Annotated in this window: 16 protein-coding genes; 5 read left to right on the top strand and 11 right to left on the bottom strand. The window is 62.7% G+C overall.

The features are described from left to right. Positions 1-104 precede the first annotated feature (104 nt). The 5 genes from MHK00_RS03495 to trmB are packed head-to-tail and all read right to left on the bottom strand — an operon-like array spanning position 105 to position 4,984. Positions 105-434, bottom strand: coding sequence for a DUF3054 domain-containing protein (locus MHK00_RS03495; RefSeq protein ID WP_250410477.1), 330 nt, complete (start codon positions 432-434; stop codon positions 105-107). Beyond that, complete coding sequence (locus tag MHK00_RS03490) at positions 431-1,447, bottom strand: lysylphosphatidylglycerol synthase transmembrane domain-containing protein (protein ID WP_250410475.1); 1,017 nt, start codon at positions 1,445-1,447, stop codon at positions 431-433. The genes MHK00_RS03495 and MHK00_RS03490 overlap by 4 nt, the downstream gene beginning before the upstream one ends. Beyond that, positions 1,448-3,601 carry an MMPL family transporter gene (locus MHK00_RS03485; protein ID WP_250410474.1) on the bottom strand — a complete coding sequence of 718 codons (2,154 nt, stop codon included), beginning with the start codon at positions 3,599-3,601 and terminating at the stop codon, positions 1,448-1,450. A 12-nt stretch (positions 3,602-3,613) separates the two neighbouring features. Further along, the gene (locus MHK00_RS03480; protein ID WP_005325427.1) at positions 3,614-4,207 is read right to left on the bottom strand and encodes an NYN domain-containing protein; all 594 of its coding nucleotides are present in this window, start codon (positions 4,205-4,207) and stop codon (positions 3,614-3,616) included. After that, entirely contained in the window at positions 4,208-4,984 is a 777-nt protein-coding gene (gene trmB, locus MHK00_RS03475) for a tRNA (guanosine(46)-N7)-methyltransferase TrmB (protein ID WP_005325428.1), read from the bottom strand. Positions 4,985-5,333: 349 nt separating this feature from the next. Here trmB and MHK00_RS03470 point away from each other — a divergent pair, with 349 nt between their 5' ends. Beyond that, positions 5,334-7,157, top strand: a complete 1,824-nt coding sequence (locus MHK00_RS03470; protein ID WP_250409120.1) for a phosphoenolpyruvate carboxykinase (GTP) — start codon at positions 5,334-5,336, stop codon at positions 7,155-7,157. A 45-nt stretch (positions 7,158-7,202) separates the two neighbouring features. Here the strand turns inward: MHK00_RS03470 and MHK00_RS03465 are convergent, their stop codons facing one another. Next, complete coding sequence (locus tag MHK00_RS03465) at positions 7,203-7,946, bottom strand: class I SAM-dependent methyltransferase (protein WP_250410471.1); 744 nt, start codon at positions 7,944-7,946, stop codon at positions 7,203-7,205. A gap of 24 nt (positions 7,947-7,970) precedes the next feature. Between MHK00_RS03465 and MHK00_RS03460 the strand changes: the two genes are divergently transcribed. After that, positions 7,971-9,080 (top strand): glycosyltransferase family 4 protein, encoded by a 1,110-nt coding sequence (locus MHK00_RS03460; RefSeq protein WP_250410470.1) that lies wholly within the window; start codon positions 7,971-7,973, stop codon positions 9,078-9,080. Here MHK00_RS03460 and MHK00_RS03455 read toward each other — a convergent pair. Together MHK00_RS03455 and MHK00_RS03450 are read right to left on the bottom strand one after the other, a co-directional pair. Beyond that, positions 8,995-10,413 (bottom strand): MmpA family trehalose lipid delivery protein, encoded by a 1,419-nt coding sequence (locus MHK00_RS03455; protein WP_250410468.1) that lies wholly within the window; start codon positions 10,411-10,413, stop codon positions 8,995-8,997. The two genes, MHK00_RS03460 and MHK00_RS03455, sit on opposite strands and share 86 nt — an antisense overlap. After that, positions 10,403-11,557 (bottom strand): PorA family protein, encoded by a 1,155-nt coding sequence (locus tag MHK00_RS03450; RefSeq protein WP_250410466.1) that lies wholly within the window; start codon positions 11,555-11,557, stop codon positions 10,403-10,405. The genes MHK00_RS03455 and MHK00_RS03450 overlap by 11 nt, the downstream gene beginning before the upstream one ends. 9 nt (positions 11,558-11,566) lie before the next feature. Here MHK00_RS03450 and MHK00_RS03445 point away from each other — a divergent pair, with 9 nt between their 5' ends. Beyond that, entirely contained in the window at positions 11,567-12,727 is a 1,161-nt protein-coding gene (locus MHK00_RS03445) for an acyltransferase family protein (protein WP_250410464.1), read from the top strand. Here MHK00_RS03445 and MHK00_RS03440 read toward each other — a convergent pair. The 3 genes from MHK00_RS03440 to MHK00_RS03430 are packed head-to-tail and all read right to left on the bottom strand — an operon-like array spanning position 12,648 to position 16,445. Then, complete coding sequence (locus tag MHK00_RS03440) at positions 12,648-15,716, bottom strand: alpha-(1->3)-arabinofuranosyltransferase domain-containing protein (protein ID WP_250410462.1); 3,069 nt, start codon at positions 15,714-15,716, stop codon at positions 12,648-12,650. The genes MHK00_RS03445 and MHK00_RS03440 overlap by 80 nt on opposite strands. Positions 15,717-15,718: 2 nt before the next feature. After that, complete coding sequence (locus tag MHK00_RS03435) at positions 15,719-15,916, bottom strand: DUF2613 domain-containing protein (RefSeq protein ID WP_005325448.1); 198 nt, start codon at positions 15,914-15,916, stop codon at positions 15,719-15,721. A gap of 22 nt (positions 15,917-15,938) precedes the next feature. Further along, complete coding sequence (locus MHK00_RS03430; RefSeq protein WP_250410461.1) at positions 15,939-16,445, bottom strand: universal stress protein; 507 nt, start codon at positions 16,443-16,445, stop codon at positions 15,939-15,941. A gap of 58 nt (positions 16,446-16,503) precedes the next feature. Between MHK00_RS03430 and MHK00_RS03425 the strand changes: the two genes are divergently transcribed. Together MHK00_RS03425 and MHK00_RS03420 are read left to right on the top strand one after the other, a co-directional pair. Next, positions 16,504-17,664, top strand: coding sequence for a glycoside hydrolase family 3 N-terminal domain-containing protein (locus MHK00_RS03425; RefSeq protein WP_250410459.1), 1,161 nt, complete (start codon positions 16,504-16,506; stop codon positions 17,662-17,664). 34 nt (positions 17,665-17,698) lie between these two features. Further along, positions 17,699-19,384: a VanW family protein gene (locus MHK00_RS03420; RefSeq protein WP_250410458.1), complete on the top strand. Its 1,686-nt coding sequence runs from the start codon at positions 17,699-17,701 to the stop codon at positions 19,382-19,384. The last annotated feature ends 3 nt before the right edge of the window (positions 19,385-19,387 follow it).

Genomic DNA, 19,387 nt, shown 5'->3' with positions numbered 1-19,387 from the left:
CGAGATCATTGGTTTCGTGGTCGATATTCTGAATCAGGCAGGCATTCAGGTAAGTTCCAAGTAAGTGGAGCAAAAAGGAAGGAGGGTTAAACCCTCCTTCTTTTTTATTTGCGGGCGAAAAGCCGCCAGCCAAAGAAAAATAGTGCGGACATCACCGTCGCTACGATGAGGAAGCTCCAGTGCGGCAGGCGGCCGTTGACCAGCATCCACAGGGCCATGCCGCCCACGACGGTGCTCAGCCAGACGATGCCGCCCTCCTTCCACTTGCCCTGCGCTTTGGCAGCCAGGATGATGACCCAGCCGATAAGCGCGCCTATGGCCCAGGGCCAAAAGGCATCTACCCAGGTGGAAAAACTCAATCCGCCGTGGGCGAGGCGGGCAGCAACGGCGAAGAGCATCAGGGCGATGATATCGATAATGGGGGCGATTCTCATGCGTTTTCCTTTCGGTTCAAGGCGGCATAGGTGATGCCCTTGCGGGCATAGTGCCAGAAGTAGATTACCCAGCCAATGATGGTGATCAAGGCAAAGGAGATGAGGCGGTAGATGATGGCAGCGCCGGTAGCGTCCACCGCGGTCATGCCCGTAGCCACCAGGGTGGCGATGATGGCGGCTTCCACCGTGCCGAGGCCGGCCGGCGTGACCTGAGCGGAGCCGGCAAGCTTAGCGGTGAGATAGGCCAGCGCCACGCCGGCCATCGTCGTAGTGTCCTCGCCCGCATGCAGGGCGGGTAGGTGGCCGGTAACGGCCCACACACAGCCCCAAAGCGAGACCATGTCGATCAGGCGGTTGGCCAAAGAGTAGAAGGAGACCCAACCGAATTGGCGGCGGGTAAGGTGAACTTCCTCCAGATTCTTGACCTGATCCACGAGGGCTTCGCGCTTGGAGCCCTTAATGAGCTTTTGGCGGTTGAGCCAGCGCATGATGGTATCCGGATGATTGGTCAGCCAGAACAGGCCGCCCGAAAGCGCCAGCATGAGCACCAAGGTGCCGATGAGGGACCACAGCGCCATATCTGCGTTCAAGAAGAGCACGCCGCCCAAGCCGATGAGCACGAGCCACATCGTAGAAATGGCAGAGGACAGCACGAAGAACCAGCCACACAACATGACGGACGCGCCCCACGTGCGCTGCACGTAGAAGGTGAGGATGGCGGAAAAGGCTGGGCCGGCCGGAAGAGTGGTGGACCAGGCATTAGCGGCCAACGTCAGTGCTGCGGTTTCTGAGGCCGGCACCTTGACGCCACCGGCGCGAATGAGCAGGCGCATGACCTCGCCCATGGCGAGTACCGCCACGATGGAGGCGATGATCACTAGCGCTATCGCGGCCGGATTGGAATGAGAAAGCCGCGAGAAGCCTTCGCGCAGGAAGTCCAGCTCATCGCGGAAGACATAAACCAAGACCAGCAGGACGATGAGCGAGGCGATAAGGCGCAGCCAATTCTTCACTTACTTACCCCCTTCGAGGCGTTGTTTGAGCTCAGTGAAGGGAACAGTCTTGCCGCGGTGGGTCGCACCGCCGGTCAAAGTGGTGGTGGCGTGGCGCAGCCAGCTAGGGGCCCACCAGTTATCCTCGCGCAGCAAGTGCATGACGGCCGGGACGAGGAGCATGCGGACAATGGTGGCGTCGATAAGCAGGGCAAAAATCATGCCGTAGGCAATGTATTTCATCATCACGATATCGGAGAAGCCGAACGCGCCGGAGACCACGATCATGATGAGCGCCGCAGCGGTAATTATGCCGCCGGTATGCGCGGTGCCGGCCGCAATGGACTCGTCGGTAGAAGCGCCGCGCCGGCGGGCCTCCACCATGCGGGAGACCAAAAAGACCTCGTAATCGGTGGACAGGCCGTAGACAATGACGATGATGAGCACCAAGATTGGGCTCATGAGCGGGCCGGGCGTGAAGTTGAGGATGTCCGAGCCCAAGCCGGCAACGAACATTAACGTCAGGATGCCCAGCGTTGCGCCCAAGGTCAGCAACGTCATCACAATGGCCTTGAGCGGCAGTACGAAGGAGCCGAATACTAGGGCCATAAGCAGGAACGTTGCCAAAACCACGTAGAGCGCCATCCACGGCAGCGTGTGGAAGAGCGCATCGAGGGACTCCACCTCCATGGCGGGAGTGCCGCCCACGTAGAGGTTCACGCCCTCAGGGGCCTTGACCTTCTCCAGCTCGTGCACGATCTTCGCGTAATCATCGCGGTCTTCGATACCGGCGGAAAGGACGGTGGTGCCGTCTTTGGTGGCGGTCGTCGGCGCCATGGGTTCGGTGAGGCCGTCGAGGCCGCGGACCTGCATGACGACGTCGACAAGCTGCTGGTTCGAGGCATTTTCCACCACGAGCTTGACCGGCTCCGTGCGGAAGGCTGGGAACTCTTCGTTGAATTTATCCTGTGCCACGCGGGTGTCCTGGTCAGGCGGCAGGTAAGACTCGTTGATGCCACCGAAGGTGATGCTCATGACGGGCAGGGTAAGCGCGATGAGCAGGCCGCATACGGCGATGGTCAGCCCGCGGGCATGGCGCATGGCCCAGCGTGGAAGCTTATACCACCAGGTGTCCTGAATAGTGCGAGCCGTTCGCGAGGTACGGCGCACGGACCAGGTATCGATCTTGGGGCCGAGCATGCCAAAAATGGACGGCAGCACGGTGACGGAAAGGAGCGCGGCCAAGCCGACCGCAGAAATGGACCCATAGGCCACGGATTTCAGGAAGGCCTGGGGGAAGAGGAAGAGGCCGGAAAGCGCAACGGCGACCATGGCTGCGGAGAAAACCACAGTTTGGCCGGCTGTTGCGGTGGTGGTGGCCACGGCCTCCTCGGTGGAGCGGCCCTTATCCAGCTCCTCGCGGAAGCGCGAGACCATAAAGAGGCCATAATCGATGGCTAGGCCGAGGCCCAGCAGCGTGACGACGGCCTGGGCAAAGACATTGACCTGCGAGAACCCGGCCAGGATGGACAGGATTCCCAAAGAGCCCAAGATGGAGAGGCCACCGACCACCAGCGGCATGCAGGCCGCCACCACCGAGCCGAAGACCACCAGCAGGAGGATGCCTACCAGTGGCAGGGCGGCCTTTTCGGCGCGGGAAATATCGTGGGACATTCCCTCATCCAGGGCATCAGCAACCGCGGTGGCACCCGCAATCTCCACCGGTGCGGTGGTATCCGTAAGCGCGCCTTCGATGGCGCGGAAATCCTTCAGCGTCTGCTCATCATCGCCTTTGAGCCCGATGGCGGCGAAGGCCAGCGAATGATCAGCATTGACCAGGTTCGGGTTCTTCGTGTCGAAGTAACTGGTCACCGAGTCAATCTGGTCCGGATACTCCGATTTCAACTGGGCCAAGTGCTGCTTGGCGGCGTCGAAGTTCTCATCGGGGGAGTGGAAGAGCAAGATGACATCGCCGGAGTTATCGCGGCCGAATGCTTCCTGCTCGATCTGGGCCGCGCTTGTCGACGCCGCATTGGGATCCTCCCAGCCCTCCTGGCTCATGCGGTCTTCGAGCTGCAAGCCAAAGCCGATGAAGAGCGCAAGGATAGCGGCGACGATGATGGCGGGGATGAGCCGGCGGTGCGCATAGGAAAAACGTCCCCATTTTTCAAACATTGGGGCAGCCTCCTAGCGGTTATTAAGCAGCGCAGCCAGGGGACGGAATGGCTGCAGCCATGCACCACCCTCCGGCAGATTATCCAGGTTCACGCGCGGTAGCGGCTCGCGGAATACACCCTCGATATCTTCCAGGTCCACAAAATTGATATCCGCGTGGCCTACGGCCCAGGCGGCATGCTCATGGAAACCGAGGACCGTTACCGGAAGGCCTTCTGCGATGAGCTCTTCCAATGGTTCCTGGAAATTCTGGCCATCGGCGGAGGCAACAATCACGCCGGCTAGATCCTCACGGAGGCTTTCGATGTGGTCGAGCATATCCGGATCCACGTCGTCGTCTTCGTGGATCTTGGGCTTGGCAAAAACGCCGAAGCCCACGTTGCGGATGGCTTCTACCCATGGGCGGATGACATCGGCGCCGCCCGGGGTGACATTAGTAAAGACATCGGCGCGCGGCTCCGCATCAACGTCCTGGGCAAGGTGTACCAGCCAGCGGCCGATGGCGTCGAAGCGCGGGCGGTGTGCGGCGGTGGGGCGGCCGCCGAGCAGGGAGCCCAGGCCCATGTCCATATTGGGCGCATCCCAGACAAGTAGGTAGGTGCTCATTTATTTCTTCTCCCAGAGATACTCCGTGATGACGTGTTCTTTATCTAGGCCCTTGCCCTCAAACTTGGTGATGACCTGACGATCCACCAACTGCGGGCACTCTGGCCATGGCCAGCCCTTGTAATCCAGGCTCGGCTCTACGTCCACAAGTTCATCGATCCACTCGGCGTATCCGGCGTGGTCGGTAGCAACGTGCAGCACGCCGCCCTTCTTTAGGCGGGACGCAAAAAGGTTGAGTGTGCCCGACTGGATGATGCGGCGCTTGTGGTGACGGGCCTTTGGCCAGGGATCCGGGAAGAAGACGCGGATGCCATCAAGGGATTCCGGCGCAAACATGCGCACCATGACCTCGATGCCATCGCCGCGAATCATGCGGATATTGTCGATGCCCTCGCGCTCGATCTGGCCCAGTAGCTTGGCCAGGCCCGGCTTGTAGAGCTCGACGGCGATGATATTGGTATCGGCCTCCTTCGGCGCCATGGCGGCGGTAGAGGTGCCGGTACCGGATCCAATCTCCACGATGGTCTTGGCGCCGCTGCGGCCAAACCAGGCATCGAGGTCAATGACCTCGTCTTCCAGCGTGCGGCCTAGTTCTGGCCAGCGCTTTTCAAAAAGCTCATGCTGATTTTCGGTCAGCGTGCCGCGGCGGAAAGTGACGTTGCCTAGGCGTGGGTAGTCAAGCTCGTTGTCGAATACGGCATTGAAATCGGTCTGTGGCGGGCGCCCTGGAGGCATTTCTCCAGCGCGGGTGTTTTGAGAGTTATCTGTGTTATTCATTGCGGCCTATTTTTCCCTGCTTAGCCTTGCCAAGCAATACGCCGCGCCGGGGATCACGTGTGGCGAAGCCAATCCTGGTATAACCAGTGGGCCCGGTTGGGGGTGGAAGATTATCGTTTTGCTTGCCGCTAGGGAGGGGAATAGACCCCCAGACAGGGGGATGGGAAAAGGCGATTTTTAACACAGTATCTGTGGTTGCGCTTGGTGAAGTTCTGGTAAACGCGGTGGATATAACCGGTGTGACAAAATCTGCGCAAATTATTCGGACAAGCACGTTAATCTTGAGGTGGAAGGCACAGTTGGGGATTTATTTCCCCAATTTTCACACCCACCCTCAGGAGAATTACTAATGACCGCCACTATCCCAGGGCTCGTCGGAGAGCTGCCGACTAAAAACGAAAAGCTTATCGGCTGGATCAGCGAGAATGTTGAGCTTTTCCAGCCGGACCAGGTGGTCTTTGTAGACGGCTCCCAGGACGAGGCTGACCGTTTGGCCGCAGAGCTGGTGGAAAAGGGCACGCTTATCAAGCTGAATGAGGAAAAGCGTCCTAATTCCTACCTGGCTCGCTCCAATCCTTCCGACGTTGCCCGTGTGGAATCCCGCACCTTCATCTGTACCGAGAATGAAGAAGGTGCCGGCCCGACCAATAACTGGGCGCCGCCAGCTGCGATGAAGGAAGAGATGACGGAGGCATTCCGTGGTTCCATGAAGGGTCGCACCATGTACGTGGTTCCCTTCTGCATGGGCCCTATTAGCGATCCGGAACCAAAGCTGGGCGTGCAGCTGACTGACTCCGCCTATGTGGTGCTCTCCATGCGCATCATGACCCGCATGGGTGCGGAGGCCTTGGACAAGATTGGTACCGACGGCGATTTCGTCCACGCCCTGCACTCCGTGGGTGCCCCGCTAGAGGCAGGCCAGGAAGATGTGGCGTGGCCATGCAATGACACCAAGTACATCACCCAGTTCCCAGAGACCAAGGAAATCTGGTCCTACGGTTCCGGCTACGGCGGCAACGCCATCCTGGCGAAGAAGTGCTACGCGCTGCGCATCGCTTCTGTCATGGCTAAGGAAGAAGGCTGGATGGCTGAGCACATGCTCATCCTGAAGCTCACCAACCCAGAGGGTAAGAAGTACCACGTTGCGGCCGCCTTCCCTTCGGCATGCGGCAAGACCAACCTGGCCATGATTACGCCGACCATTCCGGGCTGGAAGGCTGAGGTCGTCGGTGACGATATTGCCTGGCTGCACCTGCGCGAGGACGGCCTCTACGCCGTGAATCCAGAAAACGGCTTCTTCGGCGTGGCCCCTGGCACCAACTACGACTCCAACCCGATTGCCATGCGGACCATGGAGCCGGGCAACACCATCTTCACCAACGTTGCGCTTACCGACGACGGCGACGTCTGGTGGGAGGAGATGACCAAGGAGGCACCGGAGCACCTCATCGACTGGACCGGTCAGGATTGGACTCCGTCCTCCTCCACTAAGGCTGCGCACCCGAACTCTCGTTACTGCGTCCCGATTTCCCAGTGCCCAAGCGCCGCGCCGGAGTACGACGACTGGCAGGGCGTGAAGATCGACGCCATCCTCTTCGGTGGCCGCCGCAAGACCACCGTTCCGCTGGTAACCCAGGCCTTTGACTGGAACCACGGCACCATGATCGGTGCCCTGCTGGCTTCCGGCCAGACCGCTGCAGCAGAGGGCAGCGTCGGCACCCTGCGCCACGATCCGATGGCTATGCTTCCGTTCATCGGTTACAACGCCGGTGACTACCTGCAGCACTGGATCGATATGGGTGAAAAGGGCGGCGACCGCATGCCGTCTATCTTCCTGGTTAATTGGTTCCGCCGTGGCGACGACGGCCGCTTCCTGTGGCCGGGCTTCGGCGAGAACTCCCGCGTGCTCAAGTGGATCATTGACCGCATTGAGGGCAACGTTGAGGCCGAGGAAACCGTCGTGGGCAACACCGCCCGTGCCGAGGATATCGACCTCGAGGGCATCGACTTCGATATCGAGGACGTTCGCGCCGCTCTTGCCGTCAACCCGAAGGATTGGGAAGGCGATATGCAGGATAACGCCAGCTACCTCAACTTCCTGGGCTCCCGCGTGCCGTCTGAGGTGTGGGACCAGTTCCACGCTCTGAAGGAGCGCGTCGAGAACGCTTCTTAAGCACTAGGCCTAGCTAGCCTCCAGCGACGTCGGCGTTGCTGGGGGCTACTTTTGTAACACCAACGTCAGGTTAGACACCGCGAACTCCCGCATACCCGGCACGCGGGTGAGCCACCAAGCCCAGCTGGGGTGGTAGCGGGGGAAGGCGAGTTTGAGTGCGCCGGTGCGCTGTGCCCAGGCGAGGCCGGCGGAGCAGGGGACGTCGAAAAGCGAGGTGCCAAAGACGTTCTTGGGTGGATGTCCGTGGCGGCGGGTATAGCGATCGCGGGCAAACTCGCCGCCCACATAGTGCTCCCACAGGCCGGTTTCGTGGCCGCCAAAGGGACCGAGCCACACCGTGTAACTCAGGATGGTGAGGCCGCCGGGGCGGGTCACACGCAGCATCTCCTCGCCCATATCCCAGGGGTTGGGGATGTGCTCGGCCACGTTGGAGGAATAGACCACGTCAAAGGAATTATCGGCAAAGGGCAGATTGGTGCCATCGCCGCGCACGGAATTGTTTAAGTGTATGCCGGCCGCAGACATCTCGCCGGCATCCGGCTCCAATCCCACATAGCGGGCGTCGCGCCGAGAAAAGGCGTCCGCAAAATAGCCTGGGCCGCCGCCGACATCGAGCACCCGTGCTCCGAAAAGCTCCACGCCCAAGTCGCGGCCGAGGTTATCCACCAGCGCGGCCGTATCCTCCGCGAGCCCGCCGTAGAAAATCTCCGGGCGCGTCTGCTCAAAGCGGAAGGAACGCAGCAGCTGAATGGAGCGGCGGAGCGTGGCCATCTCACGGGTATGTCTCATAACCCACTAGGCTAATACCTCACGATGAAGATTCTTTTACTATGCTGGCGCGATTCCACCCACCCGCAAGGCGGTGGCTCGGAGCGCTATTTGGAGCGCGTGGGCGAGTACCTGGCAGCCCAGGGCCACGAGGTGGTCTTTCGCACCTCCAAGCACATGAATGCCGCGCGCCGGGAGGTGCGCGACGGCGTGCGCTATAGTCGCGGCGGCGCCAAATTTGGCGTGTATCCGCGTGGTTGGGCGGCGATGCTGGCCGGCCGCCTGGGGCTGGGGGACCTGCGCGGAGTGGATGCGGTGATTGATACACAAAATGGCATCCCCTTCTTCGCTCGCCTGGTGTCTGGAGCACCGACGGTGCTGCTTACTCACCATTGCCACCGCGAACAGTGGCCGGTGGCAGGTCCACTCCTCGGCCGGCTCGGTTGGTTCCTCGAGTCCCGGGTGGCCCCGCGCGTGTATCGCGGCGCTCCCTATGTCACCGTGTCTGAGGCCTCCCGTGAGGATTTAGAGGCGCTGGGCATTAAGGGCGCGCACATCATCGCCAATGGCCTGGACCCGGTTCCGGATCACGTTCCTTCCCTGGAACGAGAGGCCGAGGTGCACCTGGTCACGCTCTCGCGCCTAGTGCCGCATAAGCAGATCGAGCATGCCATGGATACGGTGGCACAGATCCCGGGCGCGGTCCTGGACGTCATCGGCTCCGGCTGGTGGGAGGCTAACCTGCGCGCCTATGCCGAGGAGCATGGCGTAAGCGATCGCGTGCGTTTCCGCGGCCAGGTGACCGAGGACTATAAGCACGCCCTGCTCGCCCGCGCCGATGCCTTGCTTATGCCCTCGCGCAAAGAGGGGTGGGGTTTGGCAGTAATGGAGGCAGCCCAACATGGGGTGCCCACCGTTGGCTATACATTTGGCCTGCGTGACAGCGTTATCAACGGCAAGACCGGCATCTTAGTAGAGCGCGAAGAGGACTTCGTGGCGGCCACCAAGCAGCTGCTTGCCGACGCCCCACTTCGCCGCACCCTCGGCTCCAACGCGCGGGATTTTGCCGCTAGCTTCTCGTGGAAGAAGACCGGCGAGCAGTTCGCGGAATTGCTGCAAGGGCTAGTAGCGGACACGCCATCCACAAAGCGGTAAGCGCCCACGGAACCTGCGGCCGGGGCGCGTTCGTTTCCGCGGCTATGGCACCGTCCACCACGACCACACCGACGCCGATCTCGGCCAGCCGGTTCATATCGTGTTCTTTCCACGCGCGCAGCGCCGCCCGGTATCGCGGCGAGGCTTGGTCCACCACGGTCCCGTCTACGCTTAGTTCCCCCGATTCCACCATGGCCACCGCCTTGGAGTAGGGGTCGACGGCTACGCCGCCAGGAACCTCCACGAGGTTGGCGCGTTCTGGGAAGAAGGCCACGCGGCCGTCAATCGCGCGCACCAACTGCTCGTCTATCCCCGTCTCCCGCGGCGCGAGCACCGCGAGGCGTCCTGGAACGGGCAGCAGCTGCACGGCCGCAGCCACGGTGGCCAGTGTCGCAGGCAGATTCGGCAGCGCTCCTAGTGAGGCCACATAGAGCGGCAACGCCAACATGGTCAGTTTCCCGCTATCGCGCAGCAGCGCCGCCCCCGGTACGTGATCGATGGACCACACCAGAGCACCGGGAACCAGCCAGAAGAACATCGCCCCGCCGAGCCCCATCGCCGCGAGGACGCTTAACCGCGCGGGAACCCGCCACGCCCCGAGCAGGGCGATGACCGCCACGATGACGCCGCACACGGCGAATCCGATGGCCGCCTCCGCATTCCAGATACCGCCGAGCCGCAGCAGCGCGCCCGCGGTGCCGACGTAGTCTTCTGCCCGCGGGGCAAACGCGGCCACCGCCGCCGCGGTATCGCCGGGCGCGGCGGGATTGAACATGCCCGGAATGGCCCACGGCAAACACAAGACCACGCCGCCGAGGGCTACCCGCTTGCGGCAGGTCACCGCCGCGGTCACCACGGCAAAGAGACCACCCGTAGGGGTAAGCGATGCTCCCCACATGGCCAGCCACGCCACCCAGCTGCGTTGCTTTCCGGCCCACGCGATGACCGGCAGCAGCCACGCAGCGACCGCAAGCGACCACTGGCCCTGCAGGAGACGCTCGATGACGAAGGGATTGGCCACCGCCACTGCCATCGCGCTCACCGCGGCGACCGTAGAGCGCGCCCAGCGCGCCGCGGTGAGCGCGGAGGACGCGGCGGCGGCAAAAATGAGCACCCGTGCCGCCCACGCGCCGCCCACGAGAGCGAGGAAACCGTCTTGCGGTGCGTTGCGGGCGGGCAGACTGCCGCCACCAAAGGCAGAAGGGGAAAGGGCCGGATGGTCAAGCAACGCCATATCGCGCCACAAGAACTCGCCGGGCAAGGCAAAGGGCCAGCACACCGCGGCCACGAGGAGGGTGCCCCAGATAAGGAGTAAAAGACGCCTAGCCTTCACGGTGGCGGCGCATGTACATATAGGCGGCACAGAGCAATAGACCAACGCCGATGGCCTTGCCGGCCCATCCGACCACCATCAAGGCGCGAATGGTGCGAATGACCGGGCGCACCTCATTAAGGCGCTCCGCGCGGGTCTCATCGGACCAGCGCAGATCAGCGGCAAGGATGGAGCGGTCTTCTGTATCGTCATTCGCCACCATGGTGCCGGCCTGCTTTTCGTCCGCGGCGAAGAAGATTTTGATGTTCTCGCGCAGGTCCACCATGGTGCCGGTGGTCGGCTCGACGGAGATATCGCGGCCGATGGTGTAGAAGGGCTCGACCGTGACTCGGTCAGTGGCATCCAAGCCGAGGAGCTCGCGCGACTCGGCGTCGTAGAACCGCTTCGCTGGCCCGGAGATACGGAAATCCTCGGCCGCTAGTTGCTTATCGCCGGTGCCGGTATCGACCTCGGTGGTAATGCTTTTGCGCATATCAGCCAAGGAAATGGGCTGGATATCGTGGTGGAAAGAATAGGTAGGGATACCATCGAGCTTTTCCGTCGTGGTGAAGTCCACCGCCGTGGAGGATTGCGTCGCTAGATCGAAAAACGGATAGGAGCGCTGCTCGGTACCGGAGGGAAAGAAGTAGTTGATTCCATCGCGCTCGAAGTCGGTGCGGGCCATGCCGGTATCCAGCGCCGGTAGGACAAATCTCCATTTATCCTTTGGCGCGGCAACCGGGTAGGTGGACTCGCGGTTCAACACGGAATGCTCCGTGATTTGGGCAAGGGGAGTATCGCCGGCGAGCAGGCGAGAGAGCGAATCGGAGTTAGCGAGCGCATCATCTTCTGCCACCTCAGAGGTGGTGGTATTGCGCTCGATAGTGAGCAGGTCGTGGTGCAGGTAGCACCACATGGGGGCCTGCTTTTCCTGGCACTGCGGGTCCTTGCTATCGCCGGAGGCTTTGGCCCCGGCGATGAACTCGGGCGCTTCCATCCACACCCCGGCCGACGGCGCGGTGACGGTGTCGATGTTTTGGTCGAAGGCCAGCGGCCGAGTCTGATTGTTATACAGCGGCGGCACCACGGTACCCAGCACCAAGAAAATGACGGCGGCAATGACAACCCACGCCAGTGGCGAGCGTGGCCAAAGGTAGCGTTTCATTGCAGTAGTATGTCCAATCAGTTTCAGGTCGATCCGGGGTTAGGAGCAAGCGTGCAGCCGCAGGCATCTGTGAAAAGCGTACCCCAGCATCTGCCGGAGCTAGACGGTTTACGCGCGGTCGCCTCCCTTGGAATCATTGTCACCCACGTGTCTTTTCAGACCGGAACCGGGTGGGGGTTTGCCGGGCGCTTTGATTATTTCGTCGCCGTCTTCTTTGCGCTCAGTGCCTTCCTCTTGTGGCGTCGCCGCGGCTTGCACACCTTATCCGGCTATGCGCGCTCGCGCGTGGCCCGCCTATTGCCAGCCTATTATGCCTGCGTGGTGGCGGTGATGCTCCTGCTTCCCGACGCCCACTCGCTCACCCTCACCCAACTGCTGAGCAACCTCACCTCTACCCAGATCTATGTGGTGGACGGGCTAGCACCGGGGCTTACCCACCTGTGGTCGCTATGCGTGGAGTTCTTCTTCTACCTTGCCCTGCCTTTGTTGGTGTGGCTCCTCGATGCGCTGCCGCGGCGCTGGCGGGTAGCGGCCATCGCGCTGGGCGCTGTGATCAGTTGGGCTTGGGGCTTCGTTCCCTTTGTGGCCGATTACGCCAAGGATCAGGTCAATTCGCAGATCTGGCCGCCGGCGTATGCTTCGTGGTTTGCCGTGGGAATGCTGGCCGCGGAATGCGAAGAAGCCGGTATTAGCTGGCGCGTGCAACGCGCGCTGCGGCCGCGCTGGGCGTGGTGGCTCGCGGCGGCGGTGGTGCTGTGGATTTCCAGCCGCGAGTGGTTCGGGCCGCAGGGGCTGGTGCATCCAGGACCGGGCGAATTTTCCCGCCGCATCATTGCGGGAGCGGCCTTCGCCGCAGCCGTGGTGATACCGGTAGCGCTTGCTCCGCGGGACAAGTCCTGGCTGACCACTCCGCTCATGCAGGCACTGGGCGCGTGGTCCTATTCCATCTTCTTGTGGCATGTGGCCATTCTGGGACTGGCGTTTCCGCTTACCGGGGTGCCGCTGTTTAGCGGGAAGCCCCTGGACTTTTGGGTGATTCTGGCCGTAACGGTGGTGGCCACCGTGGTGGTCTCGGCCGCGAGCTATACACTCATCGAGCGTCCCGGCCGGGATTTTCTCCTCGGTCGGAGGCGAAAAGACAGGCCACGCCCGCGGCACACAAGCAGCTAAGCAGGAGCGAATCGCCCGCATAGGATCCCGATGTCCACGGCGCGCGGGCGAGGATCGCCCCGGCCGCCGCCACGACACCGGGCGCGAGGTAGGCGCGCGGGATGGTGGTCCAGCGCAGCACTAACCAAGCGGAAACGGCCGCTACCGCGGCCGGCCAGCCGGTGAGGGCCAGCGCGCCGAGTGCGACCACGGCCGAGGCGGCACCGCCGCGCGGCGCGCGCCACGTGGGCTGGGACGAGCGCCGCGTGGCCGCCAGGATGCACAGGCCGAGGGCGAGCAAGCCCAAGGCACCGCCGAAGAGGAGGGTGGCGCGGTAAACCGGTTGGGCGCTAAAGGTCATGCGGAAGTCGCCGGAGCGGCCGGCCGGAATGACAAAAGCTTGGGTGGCCGCATCGATCTCGCGCGGGGTGAGCTCTTCCTCGCCTAGGTAGCCGCGCAGGCCCTTATTGAAGGCGCGACCAGTGACCAAGAGGCGATCCTCATCAGCGGCTGCAATCGAGTACCCGGTGGGCTCGGAAGAGCCTGCTGGTTGCCAGCCCTCCTCGCGCAGGCTTACCCACGGCCCCGTGGTGCGCACGCGGTGCGTGCCAGGGCTGAGGGTGAGGGAAGCGCCGGGGGAGTAGCGGTGGGCGTCGATAAGCACGGGCTTGGTGGAATCCACCGTCACGCGCATGGGGCGCGGCGCCGTGAAATCGCGGATGAGCACGCCGGTATCCTGCAGCATGCGCTGGAAGAAGAATTGGTGCACGTCAGGGGAGGTATCCGGGACGGTCACCACACGCTCGACCGGCTGGCCTTTCACCCCTAACTCCGCGATGCCGGTGCGGTGGGATAACTCCACGCGGATGGACTCGGTATCGCCGCCGGGAACGCGGACCTCCTGCGAGCGGAAGGGCTGTAAGTCCACGTCTACGGCCGCGCTGCCGGAGCGAACGGTTACCGTGGTGGCGCTGGTGGCCATGAGCTTGAGGTGCGGTTGAGTGAAAGAGCCACGCAGTTCAATCCATCCGGAGTCATCGCCCGGCGCGGGCCACCAGGCGGTGGAGTTCTCCCCATCCACGGCGGCCGTGGCGGACTTTTTCGGCTGGGCGCCGCCAAAGGCTGTGGCATCGGCGGCCGAGGAGGAGACCGCCACGGAACCGCCGTGGGTTTCCACCTGGGTAAGGGGCCCAGCGGAGGGATAATCGCGCAGGCGGTTATTCACGTGGCTGGGGTCATCCGCGGCCAGAGGTGCGGAGATGGGGCCGTCGAGGGTGCCGTAGTTGCGGTCCGTGAGCGTCGGGGTATCGGTGACGATATCGGCGTCGCGATCGACGAGCTGGCGGGTGGTGGGGGTGGAGTGGGCGTCGAGAAGCGCCAAGGCTTCCCCACCGCCGGCCACGCGCACTGGATCTGTAGGTCCTAAGGACATGCCGGCGTGGTTGAGCAAGATGACATCGACCTCGCCGAAGCGATGGACCTCGCCGCCAAACTCGCTGGCCAGGGCCTCGTCCTCGCCGGTGAAGAGATCGTGGCGCACCATGACCGCGCCGATGCCCAAGCGCTGCAGGGAGCGCACGCCGGTGGCTGGGTCCTCCTTGAGGGCGGCCATGACGCCGTCGAGCCCGCGGATGGCCTCTGGTGGCACGAGCGGAATGGCATCGCGCACGGCCCAGGGGACATCGAGCAGCGGCTGGGCCGGCTCGTCGCGCGTCCATCCCCAGGTCTGCCGGGCAAAGGACGCCTCCGGGTAGATAAGGGTGCGGGTATCGGCGGCATGGGTATTGATAAAGTCCGTGGCCTCGTGCCAGTAGGAGGGCACCTCTTTATAGGCGCCCAGCGGCAGCAAGCGCTGCGACCATGCCGGGGAGACCACCGCGATGCACAAGAGCAGCGTCAGCGCGCCTAGCGTCTGTTTCTTGGTGGGGCGCAAACTCCTCGGTAGTGGAAGATGGGCGCAGGCGCGCGCCACGCCCAACAGCAGCGGGATGCGCACCAGCGGATCGAATTTATGCAGGTTGCGCAGCGCGGCCAGCGGTCCATCGAGCGCATCGAGGTACCACGCCACCTGGCAGCCCAGCACCGCGATGCCCACCACCAGCATGACGGACCACACGCGCGGCAGCTTGCAAAGCCCGTAAATGCCCACGGCCGCGATGCCCATGGTGACCAGCACAAAGAAGGACTCGGTGGCTAGCTCATAGCCGGCCACGCGCTCGGTATCGACAAACGGCGTCCAACTCGTGGTTCCGCGCAGAATCTCAGGCAAGTTGAGCCAGCGCGTGGTCACGCGGGCGGATTCGATGAATTCCGTAAACGGCGGGGCATAGCGCCCAAGCACGACGAGCGGGCCGATCCACCAGGCCGATACCGCCAGGCACCCTAAGAGCCAGGCTGCGCCGGGTGTGAAGGCGCGGCGGTAGAGCAGGATTACAGCGGCCGGGATACACGCCGCGATGGTCGCGGTGGCATTGACCGCACCCATCAGTGCTACGGGGATGGTGGCCGCGGCGGCATCGCGCCAGGTGAGCTTGGCGTTGAGGAAGGGCAGGATAACCCAGGGAGCGAGCATGACCGGCCAGGTCTCAGAAGAAATGGCGGTCAGGGTAGAAAGAGTGCGCGGCGAGAGCGCGTAGAGCATCGCCGCTACCCAGACCCACCTTCCGCGCAGGCCTACCTTGCAGGCGAGCTTATGGAAGCCGATGAAGCCGACGCTTAAGACCAGCAGCCACCAGAGGCGCTGGGCCACCCAATCGGGCAGGGGCCGGGTTAAAACGAAGAAAGGTCCCTGGGGAAAGAGATAGCCATAGGCCTGATTCTGCAGCTGCCCCAGGGTAAAGGTATCCGTATAGGCGCTGAGCGCCCCGTGGAGAAAGTGCAGCGGATTGGCCGCCAGATCATGCTTAGTGTCGGCGGCCGTCAACCCCCACGGCTGCACGAGAAGGATGAGCGCTAGGGCAAAGATCCCCAGCGGGTAGGGGCGGGCGAGCCGCCCGCGGAGGGTACGCACACCTAGTTGCGGGATCCGTACTCAGGGCCGCCCAAAACCGCATCGGAAGCAGAAACCGCATTGCCTTCCGGCACGGTATCGGTGCCGGAGAATTGTGCGATGCCGATGATGGTGATGACGCCGAGCGCGATGCCCACAACAGCGCTACCGATGGCAGGGCCAAGGGTGCGCTTGTTCAAAGAATCGGTTTCCAGAGCCATGGCTAAAGATACTAGCAGCTATTTAGAAGTATTCTGCCTCATCATCGTCCGCGTCATCCTCGTTTTCCTGCGGCACGATGAACACCGGGAGGCCGGCATTGCGCACAATCTGGTCGGCGGTGGAGTTGGTCCACCACGCACGGAAGCCGGTCAGGGCGCGGGTGCCGGTCACGATGACATCCACGTCCAGCTCGTGTGCTGCATCAATGATGGCGGAGGAAATAGTGGTGGCGGATTCCACCAAGTGGGCGCGGCCGGCTAGGCCCAGGCTTTCGGCCAGCTCGATGCCCTGGCGGCAAATCTTGAGCGCCTCTTCATAGGCCGGATCCTCCTCGACGCTGTCCGGGGAGACGGTGGACTGGTGCATTCCGGTGCGGCTGACGGCGCGGGCGGTTTGCCGCGCTACCGGCTCCCAGGCGGTGAGGATTTCTACCGTGGTGGGCCGCAGCAGCTGGGCCGCGTACTCGAGGGCGCGGCCGGCTCGTTCGGTGCCATCGTAGGCAATTAGCATTGTCTCGCCGTTACTCATGTCACTAGTCTACCCACCGCTTGCGACAGAACGCGAGGAATATTGCACACTAGAAGGCATGAAAACTCCGCGCATCCTTGCCAGCCTCGCCCTCGTGACGGCCCTAGGCGCCTGCTCTACTTCCACCCAGGAGGACAATGAGAGCCAGGACTCCACCACTCCGGCTGCGTCGAGCTCACCTGCCGCAACGCATGAAGCGCACGAAGAGACCTCGCAGGAAGAGGCCCCGCAGCAGGACATCCGCGCCATGGCTGCCTCTGTGCTGATGCCGCCGGTCACCAACTACGACGACGCTAAGGCCAAGCTGGAGGCCGGTGTGGGCGGAATCTTTATCCCTAGCTGGGCGGATCCAAACCTGCTGCAGGAAGAGGGCCGCGATATTAATGCCCTGCGCCAGGAGGTGGGCCGCGACTTTGAGGTCTCCATCGATTTTGAGGGCGGGCGCGTGCAACGTTTCTCGGAGATCCTGGGCGAATATCCCGCGCCGCAACAGATGGCAGCCGAGCGTTCCCCACAAGAGGTGGAGCAGCTTGCACACGAGATTGGCACGAGCCTCAAGGCGCATGGCATCAACGTGGACTTTGCACCGGTACTCGACGTCGACGGCAATGGCCTAGAGGTGGTGGGCGATCGATCCTTTTCCACCGATCCGGTCCAAGCAGGCGAGTATGGCGCGGCCTTTGCCCGCGGGCTGGATTCCGCCGGGGTCAAGGCCGTGTTCAAGCATTTCCCAGGCCACGGCCGCGCTTCTGGCGATACCCACCTGGCCGAGGCCGTTACCCCGCCGCTAGAAGAACTAGAAGGCCACGAGTTCATTCCTTTTAAGACTGCCCTTCCCCAAGCGCCCAATGCCGCGCTCATGATGGGCCACCTCGCCGTGCCCGGCCTGGGTGATGGTCAGACGCCTGCCTCAATCCTGCCCGAGGCCTATGGCCTGGCCCGCGAGACCCTGCAGTACGACGGGCCCATCTATACCGATGACATCGGTGGCATGAAGGCGATTTCGGATTCGCTCCCGCTTGCCGACGCCGTCGTGGCCTCCCTCAATGCCGGTGCCGACATGCCCCTGTGGTCCACCGAAAGTGACATTAATGCGGTGATCGACGCCGTTGTTGGCGCCGTCGACCAAGGCCGCCTGCCACTCGAACGACTTGCGGACGCCGCCCGCCATGTCAGCGCTCCCCCGGCCGGCGCTGCACCCGAGCCCGCACAGGACTAGGAAAAATGCCACTAAAACCGTTAACCTTTAAGGCGTGAAAAAGGCAGAAGGAAAAAACGGTGCTAAAGGCTGGCTCATCGCGCTCGGCGTATTGGTCGGCCTTGTCCTAATCGCGGGCATTGCTTATGCCTGGGATGTCGCAGCAAACCAGGACAAGATTCCGCGCGCCGTTTCCGTCAACGGCGTGGATATCTCCGCCATGGATCGCACCGCCGCCGTGGAGAAGCTCGAAGACGAGCTTGCGGGCGTAGAAACCGAACCCGTCTCCGTCACCTCCGGTGACCTCCACACGGAACTCGTCCCCTCCGAATCGGGCCTCGCCCTGGATAACCAGCGCGCCGTGGACAATATTGAGGAGCCTTCCCTCAATCCTTTTACCCGCCTGTATAGCTTCTTCCGCTCCACCCGGGATATTCCGGTAGAGACTAACGTGGATGAGGCCCAGCTGCAACCAGCTCTGGACCGCGTGAAGAAGGATCTCTCCACCGATCCAGTCGATGGCATGTTGGAGCTCAACAATGGTGAGCTCAAGGTCACCGACCCCAAGCTCGGCCAAACCGTGGATGCCAGCACCCTGCACAATGCGGTTACGGATAATTGGCTCGATTCCGAGGGCGTAAATGTGGACCCAGAAGAAGTAGAACCGGCCATCAATGATGAAGCCATCGAGGCCATGCGCACCGGCGATGCCGCCAAGGCGCTGGATAATCCCATTACCCTGAAGGCCAAGAATAATGTCAGCGCTACCTTGAATAAGCCGGAAATCTCCCAGTTCACCAGCATTGAAAAGAAGGACGGCAAGCTCAAGCTTGCCGTGGATACCAACCGCGCGCAGGAGCTGCTGGCCGAGCGCTCCGAGGGCGCCGATGTCCCCGGCGTAAATGCCAAGATTTCCTTCAACGGCAACGACAAGCAGATCACCCCGTCCGAAGACGGCGAGATCATCGACTGGGAGCCGACCATGAAGGACTTTGACAAGCGCGTGACCGGCGATGACCGCGAGTGGGATGCTACCTACAAGCCGGACCCAGCAGAGTTCACCACCGACGATGCCAAGAAGGCGACCTTCAACGACACCGTGGGCGAGTTCACCACTGAGGGCTACTCCGCTGCCTCCGGCAAGAATATCGAGCTGGTAGCCCAACAGGTCAACGGCGCCGTGGTCAACCCAGGCGAGACCTTCTCCCTCAACGGCCACACGGGCCCTCGCGGCACGGCACAGGGCTACGTTGAGTCCGGCATCATTATCGATGGCCACTCCGGCTCCGCCGTGGGCGGCGGCATCTCCCAGTTCGCCACCACCTTGTACAACGCTGCCTACTTTGCGGGCATGGAAGACACCGCCCACACCCCGCACTCGTACTACATTTCCCGCTACCCAGCCGGCCGCGAGGCCACCGTGTACGAGGGCGCCATCGACCTGCAGTTCACCAATACCTTCAATACCCCAGTCCGCATTGAGACCGACTTTGGTGGCGGCAAGATCACCGTGCGCCTGAAGGGCACTAAGACCGTCGACGTTGAGTCTGTGAACAACGGCCGCTGGGCCAAGACGGAGCCGCAGCGCAAGTCGGTGAGCGAGGATTGCTCGCCGTCGTCTGGCGCGCCGGGCTTCACCACCTCGGATACCCGCGTGATCAAGGACCTCTCCGGCAAGGAGATCTCCCGGGAGACCACCACCACGGTCTACGACCCGCAGCCCATCGTTACCTGCGGTTAAGCC

Source organism: Corynebacterium tuberculostearicum, assembly GCF_022347385.1.
GTDB lineage: Bacteria > Actinomycetota > Actinomycetes > Mycobacteriales > Mycobacteriaceae > Corynebacterium > Corynebacterium tuberculostearicum_M.
This window is presented reverse-complemented; position numbering and strand designations above follow the sequence as displayed.